Genomic DNA, 21,770 nt, shown 5'->3' with positions numbered 1-21,770 from the left:
TGTGGGTCCTTATGAGACGAACTGTTCCCGGAGAACGGGCTTGAGGATCTTGCCGTTCGCGTTGCGTGGCAGGGGCTCGGTCATGAAGAGGACCTTCACGGGCACCTTGAACGCAGCCAGGTGACTGGCGGCATGCGCTCTCAACTCGTCTTCGGTAACATGCATGCCGGGTTTCAGTTGCACGACAGCGCCGACTTCCTCCCCAAGAATCTTGTGTGGGATGCCGACGACCGCCGCGTCCATCACAGCCGGGTGCTCATAAAGGGCATTCTCGACTTCGATACAGTAGACGTTCTCACCACCGCGGATCAGCATGTCCTTGGCCCGGTCGACGAGATAGAGGAAGCCCTCTTCATCCAGACGCGCAAGGTCTCCTGTCACTACCCAGCCCTCGCGGAAAGTTTCGGCAGTCGCTTCCGGCCGGTTCCAATAGGCCTTGCAGTTCATCGCGCCCTTGCACCAGAGTTCGCCAACTTCGCCCTGCGGCACGGGATTGCCGTCAGGATCGCAGATTTTCAGCTCAACAGCCTTGGGCGGTGCGCCCGCACTCCCCGGACGGTTCACATAGTCTTCGCCGATGTTCAGTGTCGCCGTGGCACACGTCTCCGTCATGCCCCAGCCATTGCCAGGGGCCGCATCCGGAAAGCGTTTCTTGATGGTCGAGACAAGCTCGGGCGCCGACGGTGCGCCACCATAGGAAATTGCGGCGATAGAGGACAAATCATATTTGTCCCTGTCCGGATGTTCAAGCAATTGCCAGGCAATGGCAGGGACACCCCCGACAGCCGTAACCTTTTCTTCCTCGATGATCGGCAGGGCCTTACCCGCATCCCACTTGTACATGGAGACAATCTTGTCGCCGCGCAGCAGGGATGGGATCAGGATCGCGAAAGCCCCCGTGGCATGGAAAAACGGAATCGCCAGCAAGGTCGCGCGCTGTTCGTTTGGATCAGGCTCAGGTACAGGTTCGCCCTTGCGCAGGAACATACGGGCCTGACACGTCATGGAATTGAACATGTTGGAAACGACCGCGCGATGGGTGGCCAATGCGCCCTTTGGTTTCCCGGTCGTTCCCGACGTGTACATGATCGTTGCGTTGTCTTCCGGCTCCAGATCAATAGCTGGCCACGACACTTCTGGCAGATTGGCCCATTCATTGGCCCCGCCAACATATGTTTCCATCCGTGACACGCGCGGGTCGCCATACTCACCTTCCGGGTCGCGCGCGATGATGACATTTTTCAGGTCCGGCAACTTTTCCCATTCCGTCCTGACACGCTCATAGATTTGTGGGTCAACGAAGGCGAGCTTCACGCCAGCGAAAGACAGACCGTATTCCAGCTCCTCACTGGTCCACCAGGAGTTCATTGGGGTGGCAATGGCGCCAAGCATGGAGGCAGCGAAGAAGGCGACGGGCCATTGCGGATAGTTACGCATGACGATGGCGACGCGGTCACCCTTCTCGATACCATATTTGTCACGCATGACGGCGGCGAGTTTGACGACGGCTCGGGCGAGGGCATCAAATGTCACGCGCTCATCTTCATATACAATGAAGTCACGGTCGGCGTATTGCATGCTGGCGAGTTGAAGCACCAGTGGAATGGTCGGCGGCGCATTCTTGTAGATTTTCATTTCGACGCCATTGATGACAGCGTCCATGAGTTCTAGCGGGGAACCTTCGGCCGCGAGCATCTCATTCGCCTGAGCGATGGACATGGCGGGCCAGTTTGGCAAAGTGTCTGCGGGCATGGGTTTCCTCTGGATGTGTGTTTTGTCCACACAATCACGCCACCCCAAAGTATTGAAGGAAAAATTGACCGTTCATCCGACAATTTTTCGAGAGCGGGGGCAAAATCATGTCCCAAAGCGCAGTACGCCGCCGACACGCCCGTTCCGAAATAGAAACAGTCGTATCGACGGCGAAAAGTTCTGGATCGATTAAGAGCGGTTACTTGCCGAAATCGCAGAAACGCAGCGCGTGGTTGGTGCCATCCGGCTCGACAGCATCGTAGCTGCGTCCGGTCAGCTCATCGCCCTCACAGAGATAGCCGATCTGGTACATGGCGATCAGTGTCTCATTGTCTGGCGTCAGGTCGCTGGCAATCATGAGATCGATAGCATCCTCATGGCGGCCCAGTTGCATCAGTATATCGAACTTTTGCTGGCGAGTGGTTTCGGGCTGGTTCAACACCGTCATCAGCGAATCTGCCTTGCCACGCGCCGTCGCAAGCGCAGGCACTGCCTTCGTATACACCGCTGTATCATCGAGCGTGTTCACGATTTCTTCGAAATCCTCGATCGCGCCCATCACATCATAGCCTGACTGGCTGGCACGCAGCTCGCCGCGGCGCAGGAGTGTCTCGGCAAGTTGCTCTCGCGACAGTTCTGGATCGCCTGAAAGCTGGGTCAGGCGGTCGATGGCGGTCTGAGTGTTGCCAGCCTCCTCGAGACCCTCAACCGTGGTCATCGCCAGCGCGTAGCTGGTCATGGTTTCAGTCATTGGCGCGACTGTGGCACCCGTTGCCTCGGTCGAGCCGGACGTGGAAGAACAAGCTGCAAGTGCCAGAGCGGTAGCAGCAGCGATTAGGCCGGAACGAATCATGGGACATCTCCAACAGGGAACAGAAGAAATTCAGTGCCTAGTCGTAGTCGCTCAAGGCGTGCGCTGACAGGGCGGTAATGTGGATTTTATGTGACCTTTCAACTGGTCAGGTCTGCACACCATTCCAGCCCGGTGAGATCATCCCGGTCTTCACCGAACTCGTGCAAGCGGACATCCGACTCGCCTGCCTCACAGATATAGCCTGCGGCGACCAGTGTTTCGACCTGCTCAGGGGTCGGCGGCAAGCCTGACGATCGATAGCGCGCAACGGCCTCTTCATGGCCACCCAAGGTCCAAGTTCCGTCAAACCATTGAGCGAGCGTAAGGAACCGGTTCATCGACACCTTGATTTGCTCTACATCGGTGCGGACATAATCGAGTTCCGTTCGCGCATTCGCCGCAAGGGCGTGATCCGGCGCGATCTTCAACAGGGCTTCGAAATCTTCAATCGCGCCCAGCCGATTATCTGCCGCCTGTCGGCGCAAGCTGCCCCGATGATACAAAGCCTGGACGCGTTGCTCGGCCGTCAGCGAATTGCGAGCGAGCAATTCGCTTAACATCGCTTCGGCGTCGTACGGGTTAGAATCCGCCAATGCCTGCGCAATGACCGTTTCCGGTGGCGGCCCTGTATCGGCTGCTTCCGGCGCAGTGGCGCAGGCAGCCAGCAATAGCGCGGCGCTGATCGAAGTATAGAATGGAAAGCGTCTCATGCGCGGCACATAAGACCGGTTCGCCGTGCGCCGCAAATTGCTTTTCAGATAGATATCAGGCCCGGGCCAACCGGTTGATCTCGGCAATGTCACCGCGGCCCAGAGCTTCAATCGCCTTGGCGGCAATGTGACGGGCATTAAGGCCAGCCGTTTCATACATCTGGTATGGGCTATCCTGATCCTGGAAGACATCTGGCAGCGTCATTGGGCGGATTTTCAGGCCATTGTCGAGCGCGCCTATGCGGGCCAGGTGTTCCAGCACAAAGCTGCCGAAGCCGCCCGTCGCACCTTCTTCGATAGTGACCAGAACCTCATGCTCTCGCGCCAATCGTTCGACCAGTTCGGCGTCCAGCGGCTTGGCAAAGCGCGCATCCGCAACCGTGGCAGACAAGCCCTGCGCAGCCAGCATTTCAGCAGCCTTTTCAGCTTCGCCCAAGCGCGTGCCGTAAGACAGTATCGCAATCGTCGTGCCTTCGCGAATAATCCGGCCCTTGCCGATTTCGAGCGGCTCGGGGTTCTCCGGAACAGCCACGCCGGTGCCTTCACCGCGCGGATAGCGAAAGGCGGATGGGCCATCGTCGATCTGCGCCGAGGTCACGACCATGCGCGCGAGTTCTGCTTCGTCTGCAGCTGCCATACATATCATGCCCGGCAGCGCACCAAGATATCCGATATCAAAGCTGCCCGCATGCGTTGCGCCATCAGCGCCAACAAGGCCTGCGCGGTCTATAGCAAACCGGACCGGCAATTTCTGGATCGCCACATCATGCACGACCTGATCGTAGCCGCGCTGCAGGAAGGTAGAATAGATCGCCGCGAACGGTTTCATGCCGTCTGCCGCAAGGCCGGCGGCGAATGTCACAGCATGCTGTTCGGCAATGCCCACATCGAAATGGCGGTCCGGGAATTTCTTGGCGAAAATGTCGGTCGAGGTGCCGGACGGCATGGCAGCCGTGATCGCGCAAATCTTGTCGTCAGTTTCTCCGAGTTTCGCCAAGGTCTGGCCAAACACTTTCTGGTAATTTGGCGCCTTGGGTTTTGGCTTCGATTGCTCGCCGGTGATTACGGAGAACTTCGAGACCCCGTGATATTTGTCCACCGAATTTTCGGCCGGCGCATAGCCTTTGCCCTTTTGGGTAACGACGTGGATCAGGATCGGGCCATCCTTCATCGCTTTCACATTCTCGAGAACCGGGAGAAGCGTATCGAGATCGTGACCATCGATTGGCCCAACATAATAGAAGCCGAGTTCCTCGAACAGCGTGCCACCCATGGCAAAGCCTCGCAAATACTCCTCCGCGCGCCTGGCCGGACTTTCCAGCCCGATAGGCGTGACCACTTTTTTGGCGATCCGACGCAAACCGCGATAGGGCCGCGAAGATACGAGTTTAGACAAGTAATTGCTCATCGCGCCGACCGGAGGCGCAATCGACATGTCATTATCGTTCAGGATTACGATCAGGCGGGATTTGTCCGCGCCGACATTGTTCATGGCCTCATAGGCCATGCCAGCAGACATGGATCCGTCACCAATCACGCAGACAACATGCGTGTCGCCGCCTTGCAGGTCGCGCGCCGTCGCAAAGCCATGTCCCGCAGAAATGGAGGTGGATGCGTGCGCAGCGCCAAACGGGTCGTATTCGCTCTCGGCGCGTTTCGTGAAGCCTGACAGGCCGCCAGGCTGTCGCAGTGTGCGCATCTGGTCGCGACGCTCTGTCAGGATCTTGTGCGGATAGCATTGGTGGCCGACATCGAAGATCAGCTTGTCTGCTGGCGTGTCGAAAACGGAATGGATCGCGAGCGTCAGCTCCACGACACCCAACCCCGAGCCCAGATGGCCACCCGTGACCGAAACCACATCGATGACTTCGTCGCGCACTTCATCTGCGAGTTGTTTCAATTCCGCCCGCGAGCGGCCTTTAAGGTCGGCAGGAGAATTGATTGCATCCAGCAAACGATTGGGGCGGGCGTCGGTCATTCCAGTTTAAGCTCGATCTTTGAATTGTTATTCTGACCAGACCTTAATGCGTTCTATCGAGCACAAAATCGACTGATTGCAGCAGTATATGGGCCTTTTCGCGGAAAATTGCGAGGTGTTCCTTCGCCTGTGCGGCGAGAATGCGCACCCGCTGGCGTGCACCCTCAATGCCAAGAATGGTCACGAAATTCGCTTTTCCTGCCGCCTCGTCAGTGCGTAGGGGCTTTCCAGCGCTGTCCTCGCTGCCGGTCGCATCGAGCAAATCATCAGCAATCTGGTAGGCCAAGCCAAGATCATTGGAGAAGCCCGCCAGTGCGTTGCGTTCAGCTTCCCGGGCGCGGCCGACAATCGCCGCCGCTTCTGTCGCGTAGGAAATCAGCGCGCCCGTTTTGAGGCGTTGCATGCGTGTGATTGTGTTCAAATCCCGCGGGCTGTCGGATTCCAACATGTCGATCATCTGGCCGCCGACCATGCCGCGCGCGCCGGATGCATCGGCGAGCCGCTCGATCAGCATAGCCCTTACGGATGCATCATCATGGGTCTCGGTTGATGCCAGGATCTTGAAGGCCAATGTCAGCAGCGCGTCTCCGGCCAACACCGCAGTCGCTTCATCAAAAGCCTTGTGAACAGTCGGCTGGCCGCGCCGGAAATCATCATCATCCATGCAGGGAAGGTCATCATGGACGAGTGAATAGCAATGTACGCATTCAAGCGCCGCGGCAGCGCGCAGCAAGGTCTTCTCGGGCGCATCGAACATGGCACCAGTTTCCAGCAGGAAGAAAGGCCGCATACGCTTGCCATTGGCCAGAGCGGCATGGCGCATCGCGCGCATCAAATTGGCTTCCGGGCCGCCTGCAGGCGGGATCAGCTGGTCAAGCGCAACGGTAACCCGGTCGGCCACCTCTTTCAGGCGCTGTTCGAACTCTTGGGCCTCGCCCATATCGAGGCCCCTTTAGTCGAAATTGGCGGACTCTGTGGTCGGCCCATTGGCCCCTTGGACAATCTGCTCAACCTTCAGCTCGGCGGATTTCAGACGGGATTCGCAGTGCGCTTTCAGCGCCGCGCCGCGTTCATAAATCGCGATGGATTTCTCCAGCTCGACTTCGCCCGCTTCCAGTTGGCGGACGATGATTTCGAGTTCGGCCAATGCCTCCTCGAAGGTAAGCTTGTCGACTGGTTTCTCTTTCGCATCAGCCATTCTTCGGCCTCATCTTCCTTGAAATTCCCGTGACACTAGAGCGGCGACCTGAGGTCCACAACCACTTCACGACCAGATTTACCGGTATTCGTAGATGCGGTAGCTCCAATATGCGTCGCCGCCGTCATACGAACACTTCCAGCCCAGCTTCTTCATTTCCGGACGTAGCATTCGATTGAACCAGCCATGGGCCGCCAGATAGACCTTGCCCTCACTGGACGCCTCGTCGAGCTTAGACGCGGCGGCAGCGGCGCGCTGACGCGCCTGCTTCACGCTTTCGCCATCCAGCGCATGTCCGTTTAGCCAAGCAGCACGGGCGAGAATATTCCACGTTTTCGGCAAATAACGCACACCCGGCAGAAGGGGAGGAGGCAATGGCGCCTCATTGAATACCGGGTCAAACAGTGCCCGCATGTGCGGCGCCGCACGTGCAGCGGTCTGCTGGGCACGCAGGCGCGCAGAAGCAAAAACAATGTCAGCATCGGCCACCGATTTGACCAGGCCGTCGGGCGGCGTCTGGTCATCGGCCAGAGGGCCAATCTCGTAACGTTCCCACCAGTCACGATACTGTTTCCAGTTCAGTCGCGGGCCCGCCGTGCGGTCGAGGGCCGGGCGACCGTGACGCGAAATGATGATAGGACCGCGCTTCCGGTCTGTCGATGTCGTGTCTGGCATCGCCATACAAATCATACTCGTTGTTGCTGGCCCCGTGACCATTGTTCCAAAATTGCCCTAACGGGGTTGCCCCCGCCCGGCAAGGCGCGTTTGTACACCCATTCACTTGTCAGGCTGTGAAATTCGAAGGGCTCAGAGCCCCTTCCAGACACGCTTGCGGCAGGGTTCTTCGTCCTGCAGCTTGCATTTGTGGAAGGTGACGAGGACCGTTTCAGCGCGCCCAATCATATGATCCATCGGTACGAATCCAATTGATGCCACATCCGCAGGCACGCGCGGCTGACAGCCCGCCCGGTCAATTACGCCCTCTATGGCCGGGCAATGCCCACTTGGAAAGCGACTGTCGAGCGAATTGTCCCGATTATCACCCATCATGAAGACATGCCCTTCCGGCACGATGAACAGGTCGGTATTGTCGCCCCGTCCACCTTTTTCCTGCCGGTGAGTGATCCACGTCTTGTCGCCAATCGTTTCCTGCCATTCATGCGCGATATCGATCGCCACGGCATTGTGCGGAACGTAACGGATGGTGCGCAGATATTCGCTCTCAACCGCTTCGCCATTCAGATAGAGCTGCTCACCAATCAGCTGGATCTGATCGCCTGGCAGACCAATCAGACGCTTGATCATGACGCGGCCCGTATGCGGATGCTCGAACACAACCACATCGCCGCGCTTGGGTGTGCTGGCAAAAATCCGGCCCTCGGGCAACGGAATGAAGCGCCCCATGGAAAACGGCAAAGAATAGCGGTCATAGCCATAGGCGAATTTTGCCACAGCGACCCGGTCGGTCACCTGTAGCGTCGGGACCATGCTTTCAGAGGGAATCACGCGCTGCTCGTAGGCGAGCCCCGAGAACAGCAGAAACACGGGTACAAAGACGGCGAGCGTAGCGCCCCACTCACGAAGCTCTTGTTTGAGCTTGGCGCCAAGGCTTGGCGCCTCGGCGACTTCATCGTTCGCCGCAGTGTTACCATCTGATGCCATGGGGACCTCATCCATCGTCTTCGTGACGTTTGATGTGTTTAGACGAAAGAAGTCCTGATTGCGAAGACGAAAACGCCTCCGCTGCTGCAAAAGCCGGGAATGCCCGCCTTAGCTCAGGCTGTACAGGTCTATTCCGGTTTCATTCCGCGTCACAGACACATCACCCCGATAGATGAGATAGTTGAGATGCGCCAATGCCTCACCCGTGGCCATGCTGACCTCGTCGTCGGAAATCGCGCGGCCGAACAGCGTGGTGAACGTATCCACTGCCTTCATTGGCCCACGCTCCAACCTCTGAAGCAATCTTGAGAGTCCCACATGATGCCCGTCGATCAAGTGCTGCAGCCGTTTGTGGGCTCCGGTAAAGGGCTCATTATGAGCTGGCAGGACAAGCACGTCTTCCGGCAGCCGCTGTTTCAGCTTTTCACAGCTTTCGAGCCAGTCGAGCAATGGATTCGCCGCCGGCTCAGTTGGATGAACGGATATGTTGGAAGATATCCGCGGCAAGATCTGGTCACCTGAAATCAGGATATTGAGATCGCGACTGTAAAGACATGCATGCTCGGGCGAATGCCCACTGCCGGTGATGACTTCCCATTCCTGACAGCCCATTTCGAATGTATCGCCGTCAACAAGGCGGCGGTAGGAATCCGGCAATGGCATGACACCTTTTCCGAACCCGCCGAACTTCTCCTTGTACTGGTCCAGCTGGGCCTTGTTCCAGCCAGCACGCAAATAGAAGTCCAAACCAGCCTTTGGCGCACTGCGCCCGGTGTCAGATACCAGCATCCGGCACGTTGTATATTCCAGACGAGTCATCCACAGCTCAGCGCCCCATTTGTGACAGAGCCATCCAGCCGTCCCGATATGATCGGGGTGCATGTGGGTGACGATAACCCGCTTGAGAGGCTTCTGCTCACTGACCCGATCAGCCAACAATTTTCGCCAGACGTCACGCGTCTCGTCATACGGAATCCCGGTGTCAACAATGGTCCAGCTATCGCCATCGTCGATCAGCCAGACATTGATGAATTTGAGAGAGAAATGCAGAGGCATCGCCAGCCAGAACAGGCCGGGCGCTATCTCCCTGATTTCGCCGGGAGCGGGCGCCGATTGTCCATGCGGATAATCAAGGCGCGGCCGTGTCGGCTTGCTGATTTCTGTACCATCCATGTCAGGAGGATACGCAGCTTCTTGCGTCCGTCGAGCCGTACCGCAAGGTCATGCCACAGCAAGACGCGTGCGAATGTCCTCAACCAGAGCGATTGGAGCTGCCATACCGTCGACCCGGATAACGTCTTCCGGCGGAACCAGCGCGGCCAGTTGGCTGTCGAGCAGGGAGACCGGCATGAAATGGTCGGCGCGCGAGGAAATCCGCTGCGCAAGCTCATCTTTGGGCACGTCCAGCAGGACGAACAGGCATGTCCGGCCGCTCTGCTCGCGCAGGCCTGTCTGGACAAAGGGCGTAAGCGCCGAACAGGCCAGGACCACCCGGTCCTCCGGCATGTCGGTCAGGGTTTTGCACAGGCTGCGCACCCAGTCGGCGCGATCTGCATCGGTCAGGGATGTGCCGGAGGCCATCTTCTCCTTGTTGGCGGCGGAGTGGTAGTCATCCGCTTCCACAAACGGCCAACCCTCGGCCTTGGAGAGGGCTTCGGCAATGGACGATTTTCCACTGCCCGCCACGCCCATGATGATCACCAGGTCCCTCACTTGATGGGTGTTCGCTTGCGAGGCTTGAGCTTGGTGCGCTTGAACTTCTCGCCTTTCAGCGGGGAGACTGTTTTCTCTCCAGAGGCCGGTCCCGGCTTCCCGCCTGAGCGGGGGGCGGTCCTGTCAGGGTGCCGGTCTGGCTTGCCTGACCGTTCGGGACGTTCAGCCCGCGCGGGACGATCCGGACGCCCACTCCGTTCTGCCCGATCTGAGCGCTCTGGCCGCTCCGGTCGCGGCTTGCGGGGGCGGGGCATGTCACCTCTCAGCAAGGCTTCGCGTTCACGGCCACTGATCGGACGCCACTTGCCTTCCGGCAAACCTGCAAGCTCCAGCGGCCCAACACGCACACGCATCAGGTCCACAACATGCAGCTCTACCAGTTGGCACATACGCCGGATCTGGCGGTTGCGGCCTTCGTTCAGGATAAATTTCAACTCCTGCTGTTTCACTTGTTCGACGATGGCAGGTTTCAGCTGGCGACCATCCAGCTCGAGACCATGACGCAACTTGCCCAGCTTGTCGGGCGTAACATCGCCCTTCACCTTGACCAGATATTCCTTGTCGAGCTGGCTCTCCGGCCCAATCACGGCCTTTGCCAACACGCCGTCTTCGGACATGATCAACAAACCGCGGGAATCCTTGTCCAGACGCCCGAGGGGCGCGAGCTTGTTGTAGCGCCCCGGAATGGCATGACTTTTTCCCGAAAGGCTATCGCCTGAGATGAGCCGCACAGCGGGAATTTCATCGCCCTCCGGCGTGCCCGAAACAATACCGATCGGTTTGTGGAACAGGATGGAAAGCTGATTATCGAGCCGACGTGCAGCCTTCTGCGCCAGATCCAACGTCTGACCGGTCTCGATCTTCTGGCCCGAAATCGCTTTCTCGCCGTCGACCTTCACCAGGCCCTGCTCAATCAGGGAATCCGCCTCGCGCCGCGAGCAGACGCCTTCCAGCGCCAGCCATTTGTTGATCCGCAAGGGCTCGTCGCCGGAATAGGTTTTGGTCCAAGCCATGGCGTGTCGCGCCTCCTGATATAGTGCGGCCCGTCATATCGGCGCTGGCCGTTCGTCGCAACATTCAGTCGACATTGTGGGGCATTTCCGGCATAGGCGAGCGCCCCGCACGGAGATGATTGAATAATGACGGACCGCCGCACTGCAGCGCCCCTGCTCGCCTTTGGCCTGTTAGTCCTCGGGACCATTCTCGGCCTTGCCGGGACAGATTTGGTCCTACCTGCCGTTCCGTCCTTGCCGGAAACCTTGGGGGGCTCGCAGGCGATGGCGCAGCTGGTGCTGGCCGCCTTCGTGGCAGGTGGTTGTATGGGTCTGCTGGCCTTCGGTGAACTCGGCGCACGGATCGATCAGCGCAATTTGTTGGTCATCTCGCTTGCGGCCTATGCGCTGGTTTCGTTCGCCTGCATGGCCGCGCCGTCCCTGTCCGTTCTGGTTGGACTGCGGTTCTTGCAAGGTCTGACCGGATCTGCTGCAGCTGTGTTTGCTCCAGGCATGATCCGCGCCATGTTTTCCGAGGAGAAAGCCGTTGGCGCACTTGGCTTCATGGCGAGCATAGAATCCTTGATCCCTGCCCTTGCCCCCGTGCTCGGCGTCTGGCTGCTGCTGGCATTCGGCTGGAAAAGCTCTTTTCTCGCCCTGGGCATCTTGAGTCTAGGCGTTGCGGCGCTCGTCGCCATGCTGCGTCATCGCCTGCCCGCGCCGCCGTCGACGCGGGCGCCGGGCAGCTATCTGCGCCACGTGATCAATCCGGTCTTCCTGCGCTATGCCCTGAGTCAGGCCTTCACACTCGCCGGACTGCTTATCTTTGTGTTCGGCGCACCGGCCATGATCACCAAGGGCCTTGGCGGCGACCTTGGCGACTTCATCATCATGCAGGTTACAGGGATTGCGTTCTTCATTGCAGGATCGAACTTTGCCGGCAAGCTGTCCGCACGGTTCGAACCTGAACCAATGATCCTGTTCGGATCGGCTATGTCCGCCGCAGGCCTGGCTGGTATTCTGATTTACGCACTGTTGGGAGGGACAGCACCACTCATGCTCGCCGCCCTGTTTGTGCCGGTCAATCTCGGCCTCGGCTTTCGGGGACCTCCCGGTTTCTATCGCGCGGTTGTCGCTGCGCGCGGAGATGATGCGCGCGGGTCGGCACTCGTCCTCGTGGCCATCCTTTCCACGACGGCTGCCGGCACGGCGATCGCCGCGCCGTTCGTCACATTTGGCATGGTACCTCTCGCGGCGATTGGGACAGCAGTCTCCTGCGCCTCGGTCCTGTGCCTGATCGCCTTGCCAAAGCTCAGCGACTGAGCCGAACTCACGCGATACCGAACAGAGCCTCGCTATTGTCGAGGAAAGGGGAACCGCCTTCGGTGATGCCGGAGACACGGCCCGGCGCGGTGGCCAGAACAGTCTCGGCAAAGAAGCCCGCAAGCGCCAGTTGGCGTGCTCGGAAGCTGCCTTCCTCACCGCGTGCAGCAACAGCTGCCCGCGTCAGGAAGTGCCCACCAATCACGTCTCCCGCAAGCGCGAGATAGGCAGTCGCGCCCGCAAGCGCCTTGTCCTGATCGCGATCCTTCATCGCTTCCAGCATCCAGTCGCTGGCTTCGCGCAGGGCTTCGGCGCCAGCGCGCAACCGGTCTGCAATCTGCACAAGCTGTGGGTCATTGGTCGCGCGGGCATCTGCCGCCGTTGCCTCGACCTCACCCAACATCACTCGCATGGACTCACCATTCGTACCGGTCAGTTTACGCCCGACAAGGTCGATGGCCTGAATGCCATTCGTGCCTTCATAGATCGGGGCAATCCGGGAGTCGCGATAAAGTTGGCCTGCGAGTGTCTCGCCCATAAAGCCCATGCCGCCATGTATTTGCACACCAAGGCTCGCCACATCGACGCCCATATCCGTGCACCATGCCTTGGCAATTGGCGTCAGCAGGTCTTCTCGCATCTTTGCAGCTGCGCGTGTGGTTTCATCCGGGGACGCCTCGGCGAGGTCTGCTGCGACCCCACAGGCATAACAGATCACGCGCGCCGCAGCGACGCGGGCGCGCATGGTCGTCAGGGTACGGCGCACATCCGCATGATGCAGGATCGGAGCGGGGCCTTCAACGCCCGGCGCCTTGCCTTGCTTGCGCTCCTGCGCATATTCGAGTGCCGTCTGGTAGGCCGCCTCGCCTACCGCCACGCCCTCTAGCCCGACGTTGAGGCGTGCGGAATTCATCATGGTGAACATACAGGCCAAGCCCTTGTTCTCCTGACCGATCAGCCATCCGGTCGCGCCATCATATTCCATCACACAGGTCGGCGAGGCGTGGATGCCCATCTTCTTTTCAAGACCGATACATTTGACGGCATTGCGTGCGCCAAGGCTACCATCCGCTTCAACCATAAACTTCGGCACGATGAAAAGAGAGATGCCGCGCGAACCTGCAGGCGCATCCGGCAAGCGCGCCAGGACAAGGTGTATGATGTTCTCGGCAACATCATGATCGCCCCATGTGATGAATATTTTCTGCCCACTGATGGCGTAGCTGCCATCGTCATTCGGCACAGCTCTTGTCTTGAGCGCGCCAACATCCGAACCGGCCTGCGGCTCCGTCAAATTCATGGTGCCGGTCCAATTGCCGGCCACGAGGTTGGGAAGATATGCCTGCTTCTGGTCATCTGTGCCGTGCGCCAGCAGGGCCTCAACTGCGCCGAAGCTGAGCATGGGGCAGAGCCCGAATGACATGTTGGCCGCGTGGAACATTTCCATGACCGCCAAGGCGAGCGCCTTCGGCAGGCCTTGCCCGCCCCATTCCTCTGGCGCCGACAGGCCCATCCATCCACCCTCCCGGAATTGGGCGTAGGCATCAGCAAATCCCGGCGCGGCCTTCACCCCATCCTCGGTCAGTACGGCACCGTGCACGTCGCCAGATGCATTGAGCGGCGCCAATACATCACGGGCCAGCTTGTTGGCTTCTTCCAGGATCGGCGTGATCAACTCGGGGTCATAATTGCCGAATGCCTCCAGCCCTTCCAATCGGGACAGGCCCGCAACGGACTGGAGCGCGAACGCCATATCGTTGAGCGGAGCGTCATAGGCCATGTATTTCTCCCAGAATCCGAATAGGTTATATCCCGAAGAGCATTTAGCGCGGGGATGGTGCCACGCCAACTGCGCCCTATAATCACCTGAACCGAACCCATAGATGTCCAGGAGACACGAATATGCGCAAAATCCTACTTTCCGCTTCCGTCCTCGCGCTCGCCGCCTGCGGTGCCGCCGAGACCACCGCCCCAGCAGCCGAGGCCCAGACGCCCGCCACTGAGACAATTGAAACAGCTGCTCCGGCTGCAGAAGAGACCGCACCGGCCCCGGAAATGGCTCCGGCCGGCACGTATGTGCTTGATCCCACTCATGCGTCGCTTGTCTGGACGGTGAATCATTTCGGCCTGTCCAACTATACCGCCCGCTTCACCAAGATGGACGCCACACTGGAATTCAATCCGGACGATGCCTCCGCCACGTCCCTGACCGTCACGGTCGACCCGACATCGGTCGAAACAGATTATCCGGGCGACTTCAAAGCGACGCACGCCGATTCGCCGTACGACACGTTCGATGAAGAAATCGCGCAGGATCCAACCTATTTCAACGCAGGCGAATACCCCGAGATCACCTTCACCTCGACAGAAATCACAACAACCGGCCCGACCACCGGCACTGTCACAGGCGATCTGACCTTCCTTGGCGTGACCAAGCCAGTGACGCTGGATGTTACTTACAACGGCACCGCGGCCTTCCCTTGGGCCCCGGAACAGCCAAAAATCGGCTTCTCCGCCACCGGCTCACTCAATCGTTCCGAATTCGGCCTGTCGAAAATGGTACCAAACCTGGGTGACACGATCCACCTGACCATCGAGGCGGAATTCGCCAAAGCTGCCGAATAAGACAGGAACATCCTCGACATGAAGACTGAAACGTCTCGTTACACGATCGTCGCCATCACCCTCCACTGGGTGATGGCAGCCCTTCTTCTGTTCATGATCTGGCTCGGCTGGAACATGGACGACAACGAAGTACGCTTTCAGTTTCACAAATCGATCGGCATCCTGCTTCTGTTCCTCACCTTGGTCCGGGTGATCTGGCGAGTCATGAACCCGCCACCGCCACTTCCGGAAGAGATGCCAGCCTATGAAAAGCTGGCGTCTCATCTTGTCCACATGGCATTCTATGGACTGATGATCATTCTGCCCCTGGCAGGATGGCTGCTTGTCTCCACCTCCAAATTCAAGGTGCCGACCGTCCTGTTTGAGACGGTCAGCTGGCCACACTTGCCAGCGCCGGATTTCCTGCGCGGAGATATTGCGCACGTCATCATCGAGAACATCCATTCCAAAGGCGCTTGGGTTCTGATCATCCTGCTAGGCCTGCATGTGGCCGGCGCGGTGAAGCATGAATTCGCTGCTGAAGACGGAGTATTGAAGAAGATGTTGCCTGGCTTGTTCGGAAAGCCTGCGACACCCCCCACCGCACGAGGATATGTCCGCGCCTTCGGAACGGCGATCATTGCCTTTGCCCTCATCGCGATCATACCGATTGCAGGCTCAGGTCAATCCAGCAGCGCCACACCTCAAACTGACGAGGCCGTCGCCCCCGCAGACGAAACCATCGAAGCGAATTGGGATGTCGATTACGACACTTCTGAAATTCGGTTCACGGGTATGTATGATGGAGCCGAATTCACCGGCACCTTTGACGATTGGTCAGCAGATGTGGAATTCCATCCTGAAGCGCTCGATGAGTCTCGTGTGCTCGTAACGGTCCGGACAGCTACTGCCGATGCTGGCAAGAAGCTCTACAATGACAGCCTGAAGGGCCCGGAATGGTTCGACACGACCACCTATCCTGACGCCCAGATCAGCCTGAGAAATTTCAGCGAAACAGACACCGGCTATAGCGCAGACGCTGCAATATCGCTGAAGTCCGAGCTGGTCACGGTGCCGCTCGACTTCTCGCTTGAAATCGATGGCGACACCGCGATGCTGGCTGGAAAAGCAGTCATGAGTCGCAAAGCCTTCAATCTCGGCCAGGACTCTGATCCCTCCGGAAGCTGGGTTGGCGATGAAATCACAATCTCAGTAACGGGAACCGCCACGCGCAAATAATGCGCTGATGGCTTCCGGGGCCGCGACGCGAATGCTAAGCCCGCGCGCATGACTGCCATCGCTCCCATCGAATCCAGCACACTCCAACTGGCTGCCAGCTTCCTGCGCAAGGGCGGGCTCGTCGCCATGCCGACCGAGACCGTCTACGGGCTCGCCTGCGATGCATCAAACCCTGACGCGGTGGCACGACTATACGCAGCCAAGGGGCGTCCCAGCTTCAACCCCCTGATCGCGCATGTTGCTTCACTGGAAATGGCGCAAGCCGAAGCCGTATTTTGTGACGCAGCGTTCAAACTCGCACATGCGTTCTGGCCTGGTCCGCTTACTTTGGTACTGCCCGTTGCTTCGACCGGGACAGTTTGCGACTTGGCCCGGTCTGGCCTCGACACGATTGCACTACGCTTGCCTGCCCATCCCGGCGCGCGTAGCCTGATCGCGGGTTTCGGTCGTCCGGTTGTCGCACCGTCAGCCAACCGGTCCGGACATATCAGCCCAACGCTGGCCGAACACGTCAAAGCCGATCTCGACGGCAAGGTCGACCTGATCCTCGACGGTGGGCCGTGCACGCAGGGCATCGAATCCACCATTGTCTCATTTATCGGTGATCAGCCAACACTCCTGCGAGCCGGCACGGTCGAAACCTCCGCCCTCGAAGCAGTCCTTGGCACGTCACTCGCCCGTGCAGACGAGGGCGATGGCATCTCTGCCCCTGGGCAACTGAAAAGCCACTATGCACCCAATGCCCGGTTGCGTCTCAATGCGAGCGCCCCCGAAGCAGGGGAGGCCTGGCTGGGTTTCGGCCCGGATGAGGCAAATGGGCTCAACCTCTCGCCATCTGGCAACCTGACCGAGGCCGCTGCAAACCTGTTCTCCATGCTGAGGCAACTGGATGCAGAGGCCGACCGCATCGCCGTCGCGCACATTCCGAATGAGGGGCTTGGCGAAGCCATCAATGATCGTCTCGCTCGGGCCGCGCACCGAGATGACTGATGGAAGCAACAAACTCGAAATCGCGCAGGAAATGAGTAGGTTTACCCAATGACAGAGCTTAGCCCGGACTTCCTGACCGCCGCCCAAAACCTGCTCGGCCCGAGGGGGTGGAGCATGGCGGCGGAAGAGCTCGCCAAAGTGTCGTCGCCCTGGCGCGGCACCTACAAGGGCGAGACGCCTTTCCTCGCAAAGCCCGCCACAACGGAAGAGACCGCTGCACTGGTGCGACTTTGCAATGAATATGGCGTCGCGATCACACCTCAGGGCGGCAATACCGGCCTGGTTGATGCGGGCACGCCGCATGGCGAAATCTGTGTGTCGATGCAACGGATGAATGCGGTACGTGCACTCGATGCGTTCAACAATTCGCTCGTGATCGAGGCTGGCGCCCCCCTTGTCGTGGCGCAGCAAGCGGCCGACGACGCCCAGCGCTTGTTCCCGCTTTCACTCGGCTCGGAAGGCACCGCCACGATTGGCGGCCTGATTTCGACCAATGCTGGCGGGGTCGCGGTGCTGCGCTATGGCATGATGCGCGACCTGATCCTTGGCCTCGAAGTCGTGCTGCCGAATGGAGATATCTGGAACGGCCTGTCGGGCCTGCGCAAGAACAATACGGGCTACGATCTGAAACACCTGTTTGCTGGCGCAGAAGGTACGCTCGGTATCATCACGGCTGCGACCCTGAAACTGTTTCCCAAGGTTCAGCGCGCGAGCGCCTGGGTCACCTGCACAACAGCAAGCGACGTCGTGAAACTGCTCGCAATGGTTCGCGACCATGCCGGCGATACGGTTACGAGCTTCGAGATCATCCCCGCCAATGCCGTCGCCATGGTACAGGCAGACGTGCCGGACACGCGCGACCCACTTCCATCTGATTTGCCTTGGCGCGTGCTGATCGAAGTTTCCATGTCGCGCGCCGAACATGCCCGCGACGTTCTGGAAGGCGCACTCGCCTCAGCCTATGAGAGCGAACTTGTGCAGGATGCCGTCATTGCCGAAAGCGTCGCGCAAGCGGAGAGCTTCTGGCACATCCGAGAGACAATCCCGCTGTCGAAACGAGCATATGGCACCGCGCTGAACCAGGACATCTCCGTACCGGTCAGCCGCATTCCCGAATTTATCGATGCTTGCAACGCGGCTGTTCTGGAAAAGGTGCCTTCAGCGGAGTTTGTGATCTTCGGTCATGTCGGCGATGGCAATCTCCATTATTCTGTTTGCGAGCCAGCCAGCGCAGAGCGTCCAGTTCTACGTGGTCAGGATGAAGCAATCTTTCGTATCATCTATGATCAGGTCATGAGCTTCGACGGATCCATTAGCGCCGAACACGGTGTTGGGCGGCTGAAACGTGATGAACTGGAACGCATTCGTCCGAAGGCAGCCACCGAAATGATGCGTGCCATCAAACATGCGCTAGACCCAAACAAGATCATGAACCCCGGTCGCGTCATCAATTCCTGATCGGGTTCCCAGTTGCCTTCCCGCCGGATCGCTGTAGCGTCCACAGACCAATGCGGGAGACATAAATGCGTACACACCTTGCCGCCATCGCGCTCATCGCGCCGCTGATCGCCTGTGAGCCTACGCCTCCAATCGTAGGCGGACCGTGCAGCTATGAAACCACAATCATCTCGGCAACGGTGACCGAAGTCGATGATGACGGCGCTTTGTTCGATGGGCCAGAGGGAGAATTGTGGGTCCCGGCCTCCTACTTGGGTACGCTGCCGGAAGTCGGAGAGACACTGACGCTGAAACGCGATCAGATCACCGAGGGCACATGCACGCCGGAAATGTACGAAGTGGTCGCAGCCGATGTCAGCGACGAGGACTAGCGTCCCGAGCGGCGACTGGAAACGACCATGAGAAGGCCGTCCAGCGTCGATGCACTTGCGGAGTTTGGACGTGCGCGCTTGTCGCGCTCTTTCTTCATGCGCGACTTCCTGTATTCGGATATCGCCGCGCTTCACGGCTTCTCGAACGTTCCCGATGATCCGGACCTTGCCATTACCGCCGGCACGAAGCTCTGCACGGAATTGCTGGAACCTTTGCAGGACGTTTTCGGGCGCATCGCCATCCGGTCCGCCTATCGCTCTGCTGAAGTGAATGGCTTTGGCAACCAGATGCAGCGGGACAAGAAGAAGGGCTACAATTGCGCCTCGAACGAAAGCAATTACGGCCATCATATCTGGGACCGGCGGGATGCCGAAGGAAACATGGGTGCAACCGCCTGCGTCGTCATTCCAGCCTTCTACGATGCTTTCCACGCAGAAGGGGACTGGCAGAAACTGGCCTGGTGGATCCACGACCATTTGCCTTATTCAACGCTATACTTCTTCCCGAAACTCTGGGCCGTGAACATTCAGTGTCGCGAAAATCCGGTTCGCCAGATCGACAGCTATACCCCGCCGCGTGGTCGGCTGACAGATGAGAGTAAGCCGAATTTTCACGGCTCACACGAAGCGGAGTGGGCATCCCTGCGTGACGTTTTCCCGAAAGCCTGAAAGGGTCAGCTGGCAAGCGCTGCAGATATCTCCGCATGCGACGCAAACACATCCTGCGCGCCCGCCGCCCTGAGCCGGTCGCCAAGCCCCGCATCGGCATGACCACCGCCCGTAAAGCCCCACGCTGTCATCCCGGCGGCGCGCGCGGCTGTCACACCATTCACGCTGTCTTCGAGTACGACACATTTGTCGGGCCGGGCACTGATCTGTTCGGCTGCGTGCAGAAACAGGTCAGGCGCAGGCTTTCCATTGGTAACGAGGTCTGAGGAATATATGTGCGGCGCAAAAGTATCGTACAGGCCAGTGAGACGAAGTTTACGGACGAGCTTTGGTGCCTCGGAAGACGACGCCACTGCCTGCGCCCCAGAGAACGCGGCGGAAACGTCCAACACACCTTTAATCGCGCGCAGATCCGTTTCGAAGCGTTGCCAGATGCGCGCCTGCAACTGATCGGCGAAATCCGAAGGCAAGGGGCATCCACGCTCAATGGCATCCGCAGCGAGAGCCGCATGGAAATCCCGATTGTGCAGGCCGACAAAACGCGAAACGAAAATCTCGAACGGATAGTCGAGCCCCCAGCCAGAGAGCATTTCCCGTTCAGTGGCGATGGAGATTGTTTCGGAGTCGACCAACACCCCATCGCAATCAAAGATCAAGGCGTCCACAGAGCCTATCCCCGCCGCCCGAACAGGCGTTCGATGTCGGCGAGCTTCAGCTCCACATAGGTCGGCCGCCCATGATTGCACTGGCCGGAATGTGGCGTCGCTTCCATCTGGCGGAGCAGCGCATTCATCTCCTCGCCATTCAGTCGTCGTCCGGCTCGCACTGAACCGCGGCACGCCATGTTCCCCATGACTTCCTCGAACCGCTCCTTGAGCGCGAGGCCCGCATCATATTCGGCGAAGTCATCGGCGAGATCACGGATCAAGCCCATTGCGTCCATTTCCCCGAACAGGGCGGGGGTGGCCCGTACACAGATCGCGCCGGCCCCAAAAGGTTCGATTTCCAGACCCAGCTCAGCCAACTCGTCGGCGCGCTCGAGCACGCGGGTCGCCTCGTCCTCAGTAAGCTCCACCACATCCGGGATCAGCAGCGCCTGACGCCTTACCCCGCCCGCAGCCATTTGGCGTTTCATGTCTTCGTAGACCAGCCGCTCATGAGCGGCATGCTGATCCACGATAACGATGCCATCCGCTGTCTGCGCAACGACATAGGTTTCGTGCAACTGAGCGCGGGCGACGCCGAGTGGAAAGTCAGAAGACATACCTTGCGCGGGCGCGGCTTCCGGCTCCACCCGTGCGGACGGAGCGGCATCATGTCGATAGGCAGGCGGTGGTGCTTCTTGCAGCCCCGCCATAACATCGCCAGAGGGCGGAAGAGGCTGGTCGAAATCAATGCCCGATGGCTGGCGATAATAGGAAGAGGGGGAAGCCTGTCGCTCTGGCGCAGATGGCAACGACCAGAGATTGGCTGACGTGGCCTCTTCGATCCGGACCTTGCCGAGCGCAGAATTCGCGACCGTGGTCGACGCTCTGTGTCCCGCCGCGGCCAGCGCATGACGCAGTGCGCCAATCATCAAACCTCTTACATTCCCCGCATCGCGGAAGCGCACCTCGGTCTTGGCGGGGTGCACGTTCACATCGACATATTCCGGATCAAGATCGACAAACAGCGCCGCCAGCGGATGCCGGTCGCGCGCCAGGAAATCCTGGTAGGCGCCGCGGATGGCGCCGTACAGCAGCTTGTCGCGCACCGGCCGGCCGTTCACGAAGAGATACTGGTGCTGCGCGTTGCCGCGGCTGAAGGTCGGCAGGCCGATGTAGCCGGTCAGCCGCAGGCCCTCGCGCTCGGCCTCCAGCGGCAGGGCATTGTCGTGGAACTCGCGGCCCATGACGGCGCCGAGACGCTTCAGGCGCCCCTCGAAGAGCTCGCCCTCGGCCGGCGCCAGGCCGATCAGCTTGCGCTCGCCGTCGCTCAAAGTGAATCCGACCGCCGGGTGCGCCATGGCGAGGCGGTTCACCGTGTCCTGGGCGTGCGAAACCTCGGTGCGCGCGGCCTTGAGGAACTTCAGGCGCGCCGGCGTCGCGAAGAAGAGGTCGCGCACCTCGACGCGGGTGCCCGGCGGATGCGCCGCCGGCACCGGCTGCGCCACCCTACCGCCCTCGACCGAGAGCGCCCAGGCCTCTTCGGCGTCGCGCGGCCGGCTGGTCACCGTGAGCCGCGAGACGGCACCGATCGAGGGCAGCGCCTCGCCGCGG

The 21,770-nt window shown here is 59.6% G+C and carries 21 protein-coding genes; 7 read left to right on the top strand and 14 right to left on the bottom strand.

What is annotated here, in order from left to right:
• Window positions 1-9: 9 nt before the first annotated feature.
• From B2P82_RS08940 to B2P82_RS08890, 11 genes are all read right to left on the bottom strand, one after another.
• Window positions 10-1,752, bottom strand: coding sequence for a class I adenylate-forming enzyme family protein (locus B2P82_RS08940; protein ID WP_290496637.1), 1,743 nt, complete (start codon window positions 1,750-1,752; stop codon window positions 10-12).
• Window positions 1,753-1,951: 199 nt separating this feature from the next.
• On the bottom strand, window positions 1,952-2,605 hold the full coding sequence (locus tag B2P82_RS08935) for a hypothetical protein (RefSeq protein WP_290496635.1): 654 nt from the start codon (window positions 2,603-2,605) through the stop codon (window positions 1,952-1,954).
• A 98-nt stretch (window positions 2,606-2,703) separates the two neighbouring features.
• Window positions 2,704-3,315: a hypothetical protein gene (locus B2P82_RS08930; protein WP_290496633.1), complete on the bottom strand. Its 612-nt coding sequence runs from the start codon at window positions 3,313-3,315 to the stop codon at window positions 2,704-2,706.
• 55 nt (window positions 3,316-3,370) lie between these two features.
• Complete coding sequence (dxs, locus tag B2P82_RS08925; protein WP_290496631.1) at window positions 3,371-5,293, bottom strand: 1-deoxy-D-xylulose-5-phosphate synthase; 1,923 nt, start codon at window positions 5,291-5,293, stop codon at window positions 3,371-3,373.
• 43 nt (window positions 5,294-5,336) lie between these two features.
• Window positions 5,337-6,233, bottom strand: coding sequence for a polyprenyl synthetase family protein (locus tag B2P82_RS08920; protein ID WP_206992682.1), 897 nt, complete (start codon window positions 6,231-6,233; stop codon window positions 5,337-5,339).
• A gap of 12 nt (window positions 6,234-6,245) precedes the next feature.
• Window positions 6,246-6,491, bottom strand: coding sequence for an exodeoxyribonuclease VII small subunit (locus tag B2P82_RS08915; protein WP_034813920.1), 246 nt, complete (start codon window positions 6,489-6,491; stop codon window positions 6,246-6,248).
• Window positions 6,492-6,569: 78 nt separating this feature from the next.
• Window positions 6,570-7,172 (bottom strand): histidine phosphatase family protein, encoded by a 603-nt coding sequence (locus B2P82_RS08910; protein WP_290496627.1) that lies wholly within the window; start codon window positions 7,170-7,172, stop codon window positions 6,570-6,572.
• Between the two features lie 126 nt (window positions 7,173-7,298).
• Window positions 7,299-8,153: a signal peptidase I gene (lepB, locus tag B2P82_RS08905; RefSeq protein ID WP_290496625.1), complete on the bottom strand. Its 855-nt coding sequence runs from the start codon at window positions 8,151-8,153 to the stop codon at window positions 7,299-7,301.
• Window positions 8,154-8,261: 108 nt separating this feature from the next.
• A complete protein-coding gene (locus B2P82_RS08900) occupies window positions 8,262-9,326 on the bottom strand; it encodes an MBL fold metallo-hydrolase (protein ID WP_290496623.1) in 1,065 nt (354 codons plus the stop codon).
• A gap of 48 nt (window positions 9,327-9,374) precedes the next feature.
• Window positions 9,375-9,845 carry a gluconokinase gene (locus B2P82_RS08895; RefSeq protein WP_290496658.1) on the bottom strand — a complete coding sequence of 157 codons (471 nt, stop codon included), beginning with the start codon at window positions 9,843-9,845 and terminating at the stop codon, window positions 9,375-9,377.
• Between the two features lie 17 nt (window positions 9,846-9,862).
• Window positions 9,863-10,879 carry a pseudouridine synthase gene (locus B2P82_RS08890; protein WP_290496620.1) on the bottom strand — a complete coding sequence of 339 codons (1,017 nt, stop codon included), beginning with the start codon at window positions 10,877-10,879 and terminating at the stop codon, window positions 9,863-9,865.
• A gap of 126 nt (window positions 10,880-11,005) precedes the next feature.
• Between B2P82_RS08890 and B2P82_RS08885 the strand changes: the two genes are divergently transcribed.
• Window positions 11,006-12,181 carry an MFS transporter gene (locus B2P82_RS08885; RefSeq protein WP_290496618.1) on the top strand — a complete coding sequence of 392 codons (1,176 nt, stop codon included), beginning with the start codon at window positions 11,006-11,008 and terminating at the stop codon, window positions 12,179-12,181.
• A 7-nt stretch (window positions 12,182-12,188) separates the two neighbouring features.
• Here the strand turns inward: B2P82_RS08885 and B2P82_RS08880 are convergent, their stop codons facing one another.
• Window positions 12,189-13,961 carry an acyl-CoA dehydrogenase family protein gene (locus tag B2P82_RS08880; protein WP_290496616.1) on the bottom strand — a complete coding sequence of 591 codons (1,773 nt, stop codon included), beginning with the start codon at window positions 13,959-13,961 and terminating at the stop codon, window positions 12,189-12,191.
• A 122-nt stretch (window positions 13,962-14,083) separates the two neighbouring features.
• On the opposite strand from B2P82_RS08880, the gene B2P82_RS08875 reads away from it, so the two are divergent.
• The 6 genes from B2P82_RS08875 (at window position 14,084) to B2P82_RS08850 (ending at window position 19,512) form a co-directional block, all read left to right on the top strand.
• Window positions 14,084-14,806, top strand: coding sequence for a YceI family protein (locus B2P82_RS08875; protein ID WP_290496614.1), 723 nt, complete (start codon window positions 14,084-14,086; stop codon window positions 14,804-14,806).
• Between the two features lie 18 nt (window positions 14,807-14,824).
• On the top strand, window positions 14,825-16,024 hold the full coding sequence (locus B2P82_RS08870; RefSeq protein ID WP_290496612.1) for a bifunctional cytochrome b/YceI family protein: 1,200 nt from the start codon (window positions 14,825-14,827) through the stop codon (window positions 16,022-16,024).
• 48 nt (window positions 16,025-16,072) lie between these two features.
• Window positions 16,073-17,014, top strand: coding sequence for an L-threonylcarbamoyladenylate synthase (locus tag B2P82_RS08865; RefSeq protein ID WP_290496610.1), 942 nt, complete (start codon window positions 16,073-16,075; stop codon window positions 17,012-17,014).
• 48 nt (window positions 17,015-17,062) lie between these two features.
• Window positions 17,063-18,472 carry an FAD-binding oxidoreductase gene (locus B2P82_RS08860; RefSeq protein ID WP_206992672.1) on the top strand — a complete coding sequence of 470 codons (1,410 nt, stop codon included), beginning with the start codon at window positions 17,063-17,065 and terminating at the stop codon, window positions 18,470-18,472.
• Between the two features lie 65 nt (window positions 18,473-18,537).
• On the top strand, window positions 18,538-18,843 hold the full coding sequence (locus B2P82_RS08855) for a hypothetical protein (RefSeq protein ID WP_290496608.1): 306 nt from the start codon (window positions 18,538-18,540) through the stop codon (window positions 18,841-18,843).
• 27 nt (window positions 18,844-18,870) lie between these two features.
• A complete protein-coding gene (locus B2P82_RS08850) occupies window positions 18,871-19,512 on the top strand; it encodes a hypothetical protein (RefSeq protein ID WP_290496605.1) in 642 nt (213 codons plus the stop codon).
• A 5-nt stretch (window positions 19,513-19,517) separates the two neighbouring features.
• Here B2P82_RS08850 and B2P82_RS08845 read toward each other — a convergent pair whose 3' ends face one another.
• A complete protein-coding gene (locus B2P82_RS08845) occupies window positions 19,518-20,177 on the bottom strand; it encodes an HAD family hydrolase (protein ID WP_290496601.1) in 660 nt (219 codons plus the stop codon).
• Between the two features lie 5 nt (window positions 20,178-20,182).
• The coding region (gene mutL, locus B2P82_RS08840) for a DNA mismatch repair endonuclease MutL (protein WP_290496599.1) at window positions 20,183-21,770 on the bottom strand (1,588 nt) is incomplete at its 5' end.

Origin of the sequence: Hyphomonas sp. UBA4494 (assembly GCF_002388935.1) — a bacterium.
Classification (GTDB): Bacteria; Pseudomonadota; Alphaproteobacteria; order Caulobacterales; family Hyphomonadaceae; genus Hyphomonas.
The sequence above is the reverse complement of the archived record's forward strand: the minus strand, read 5'-3'. Positions and strand labels throughout refer to the sequence as shown.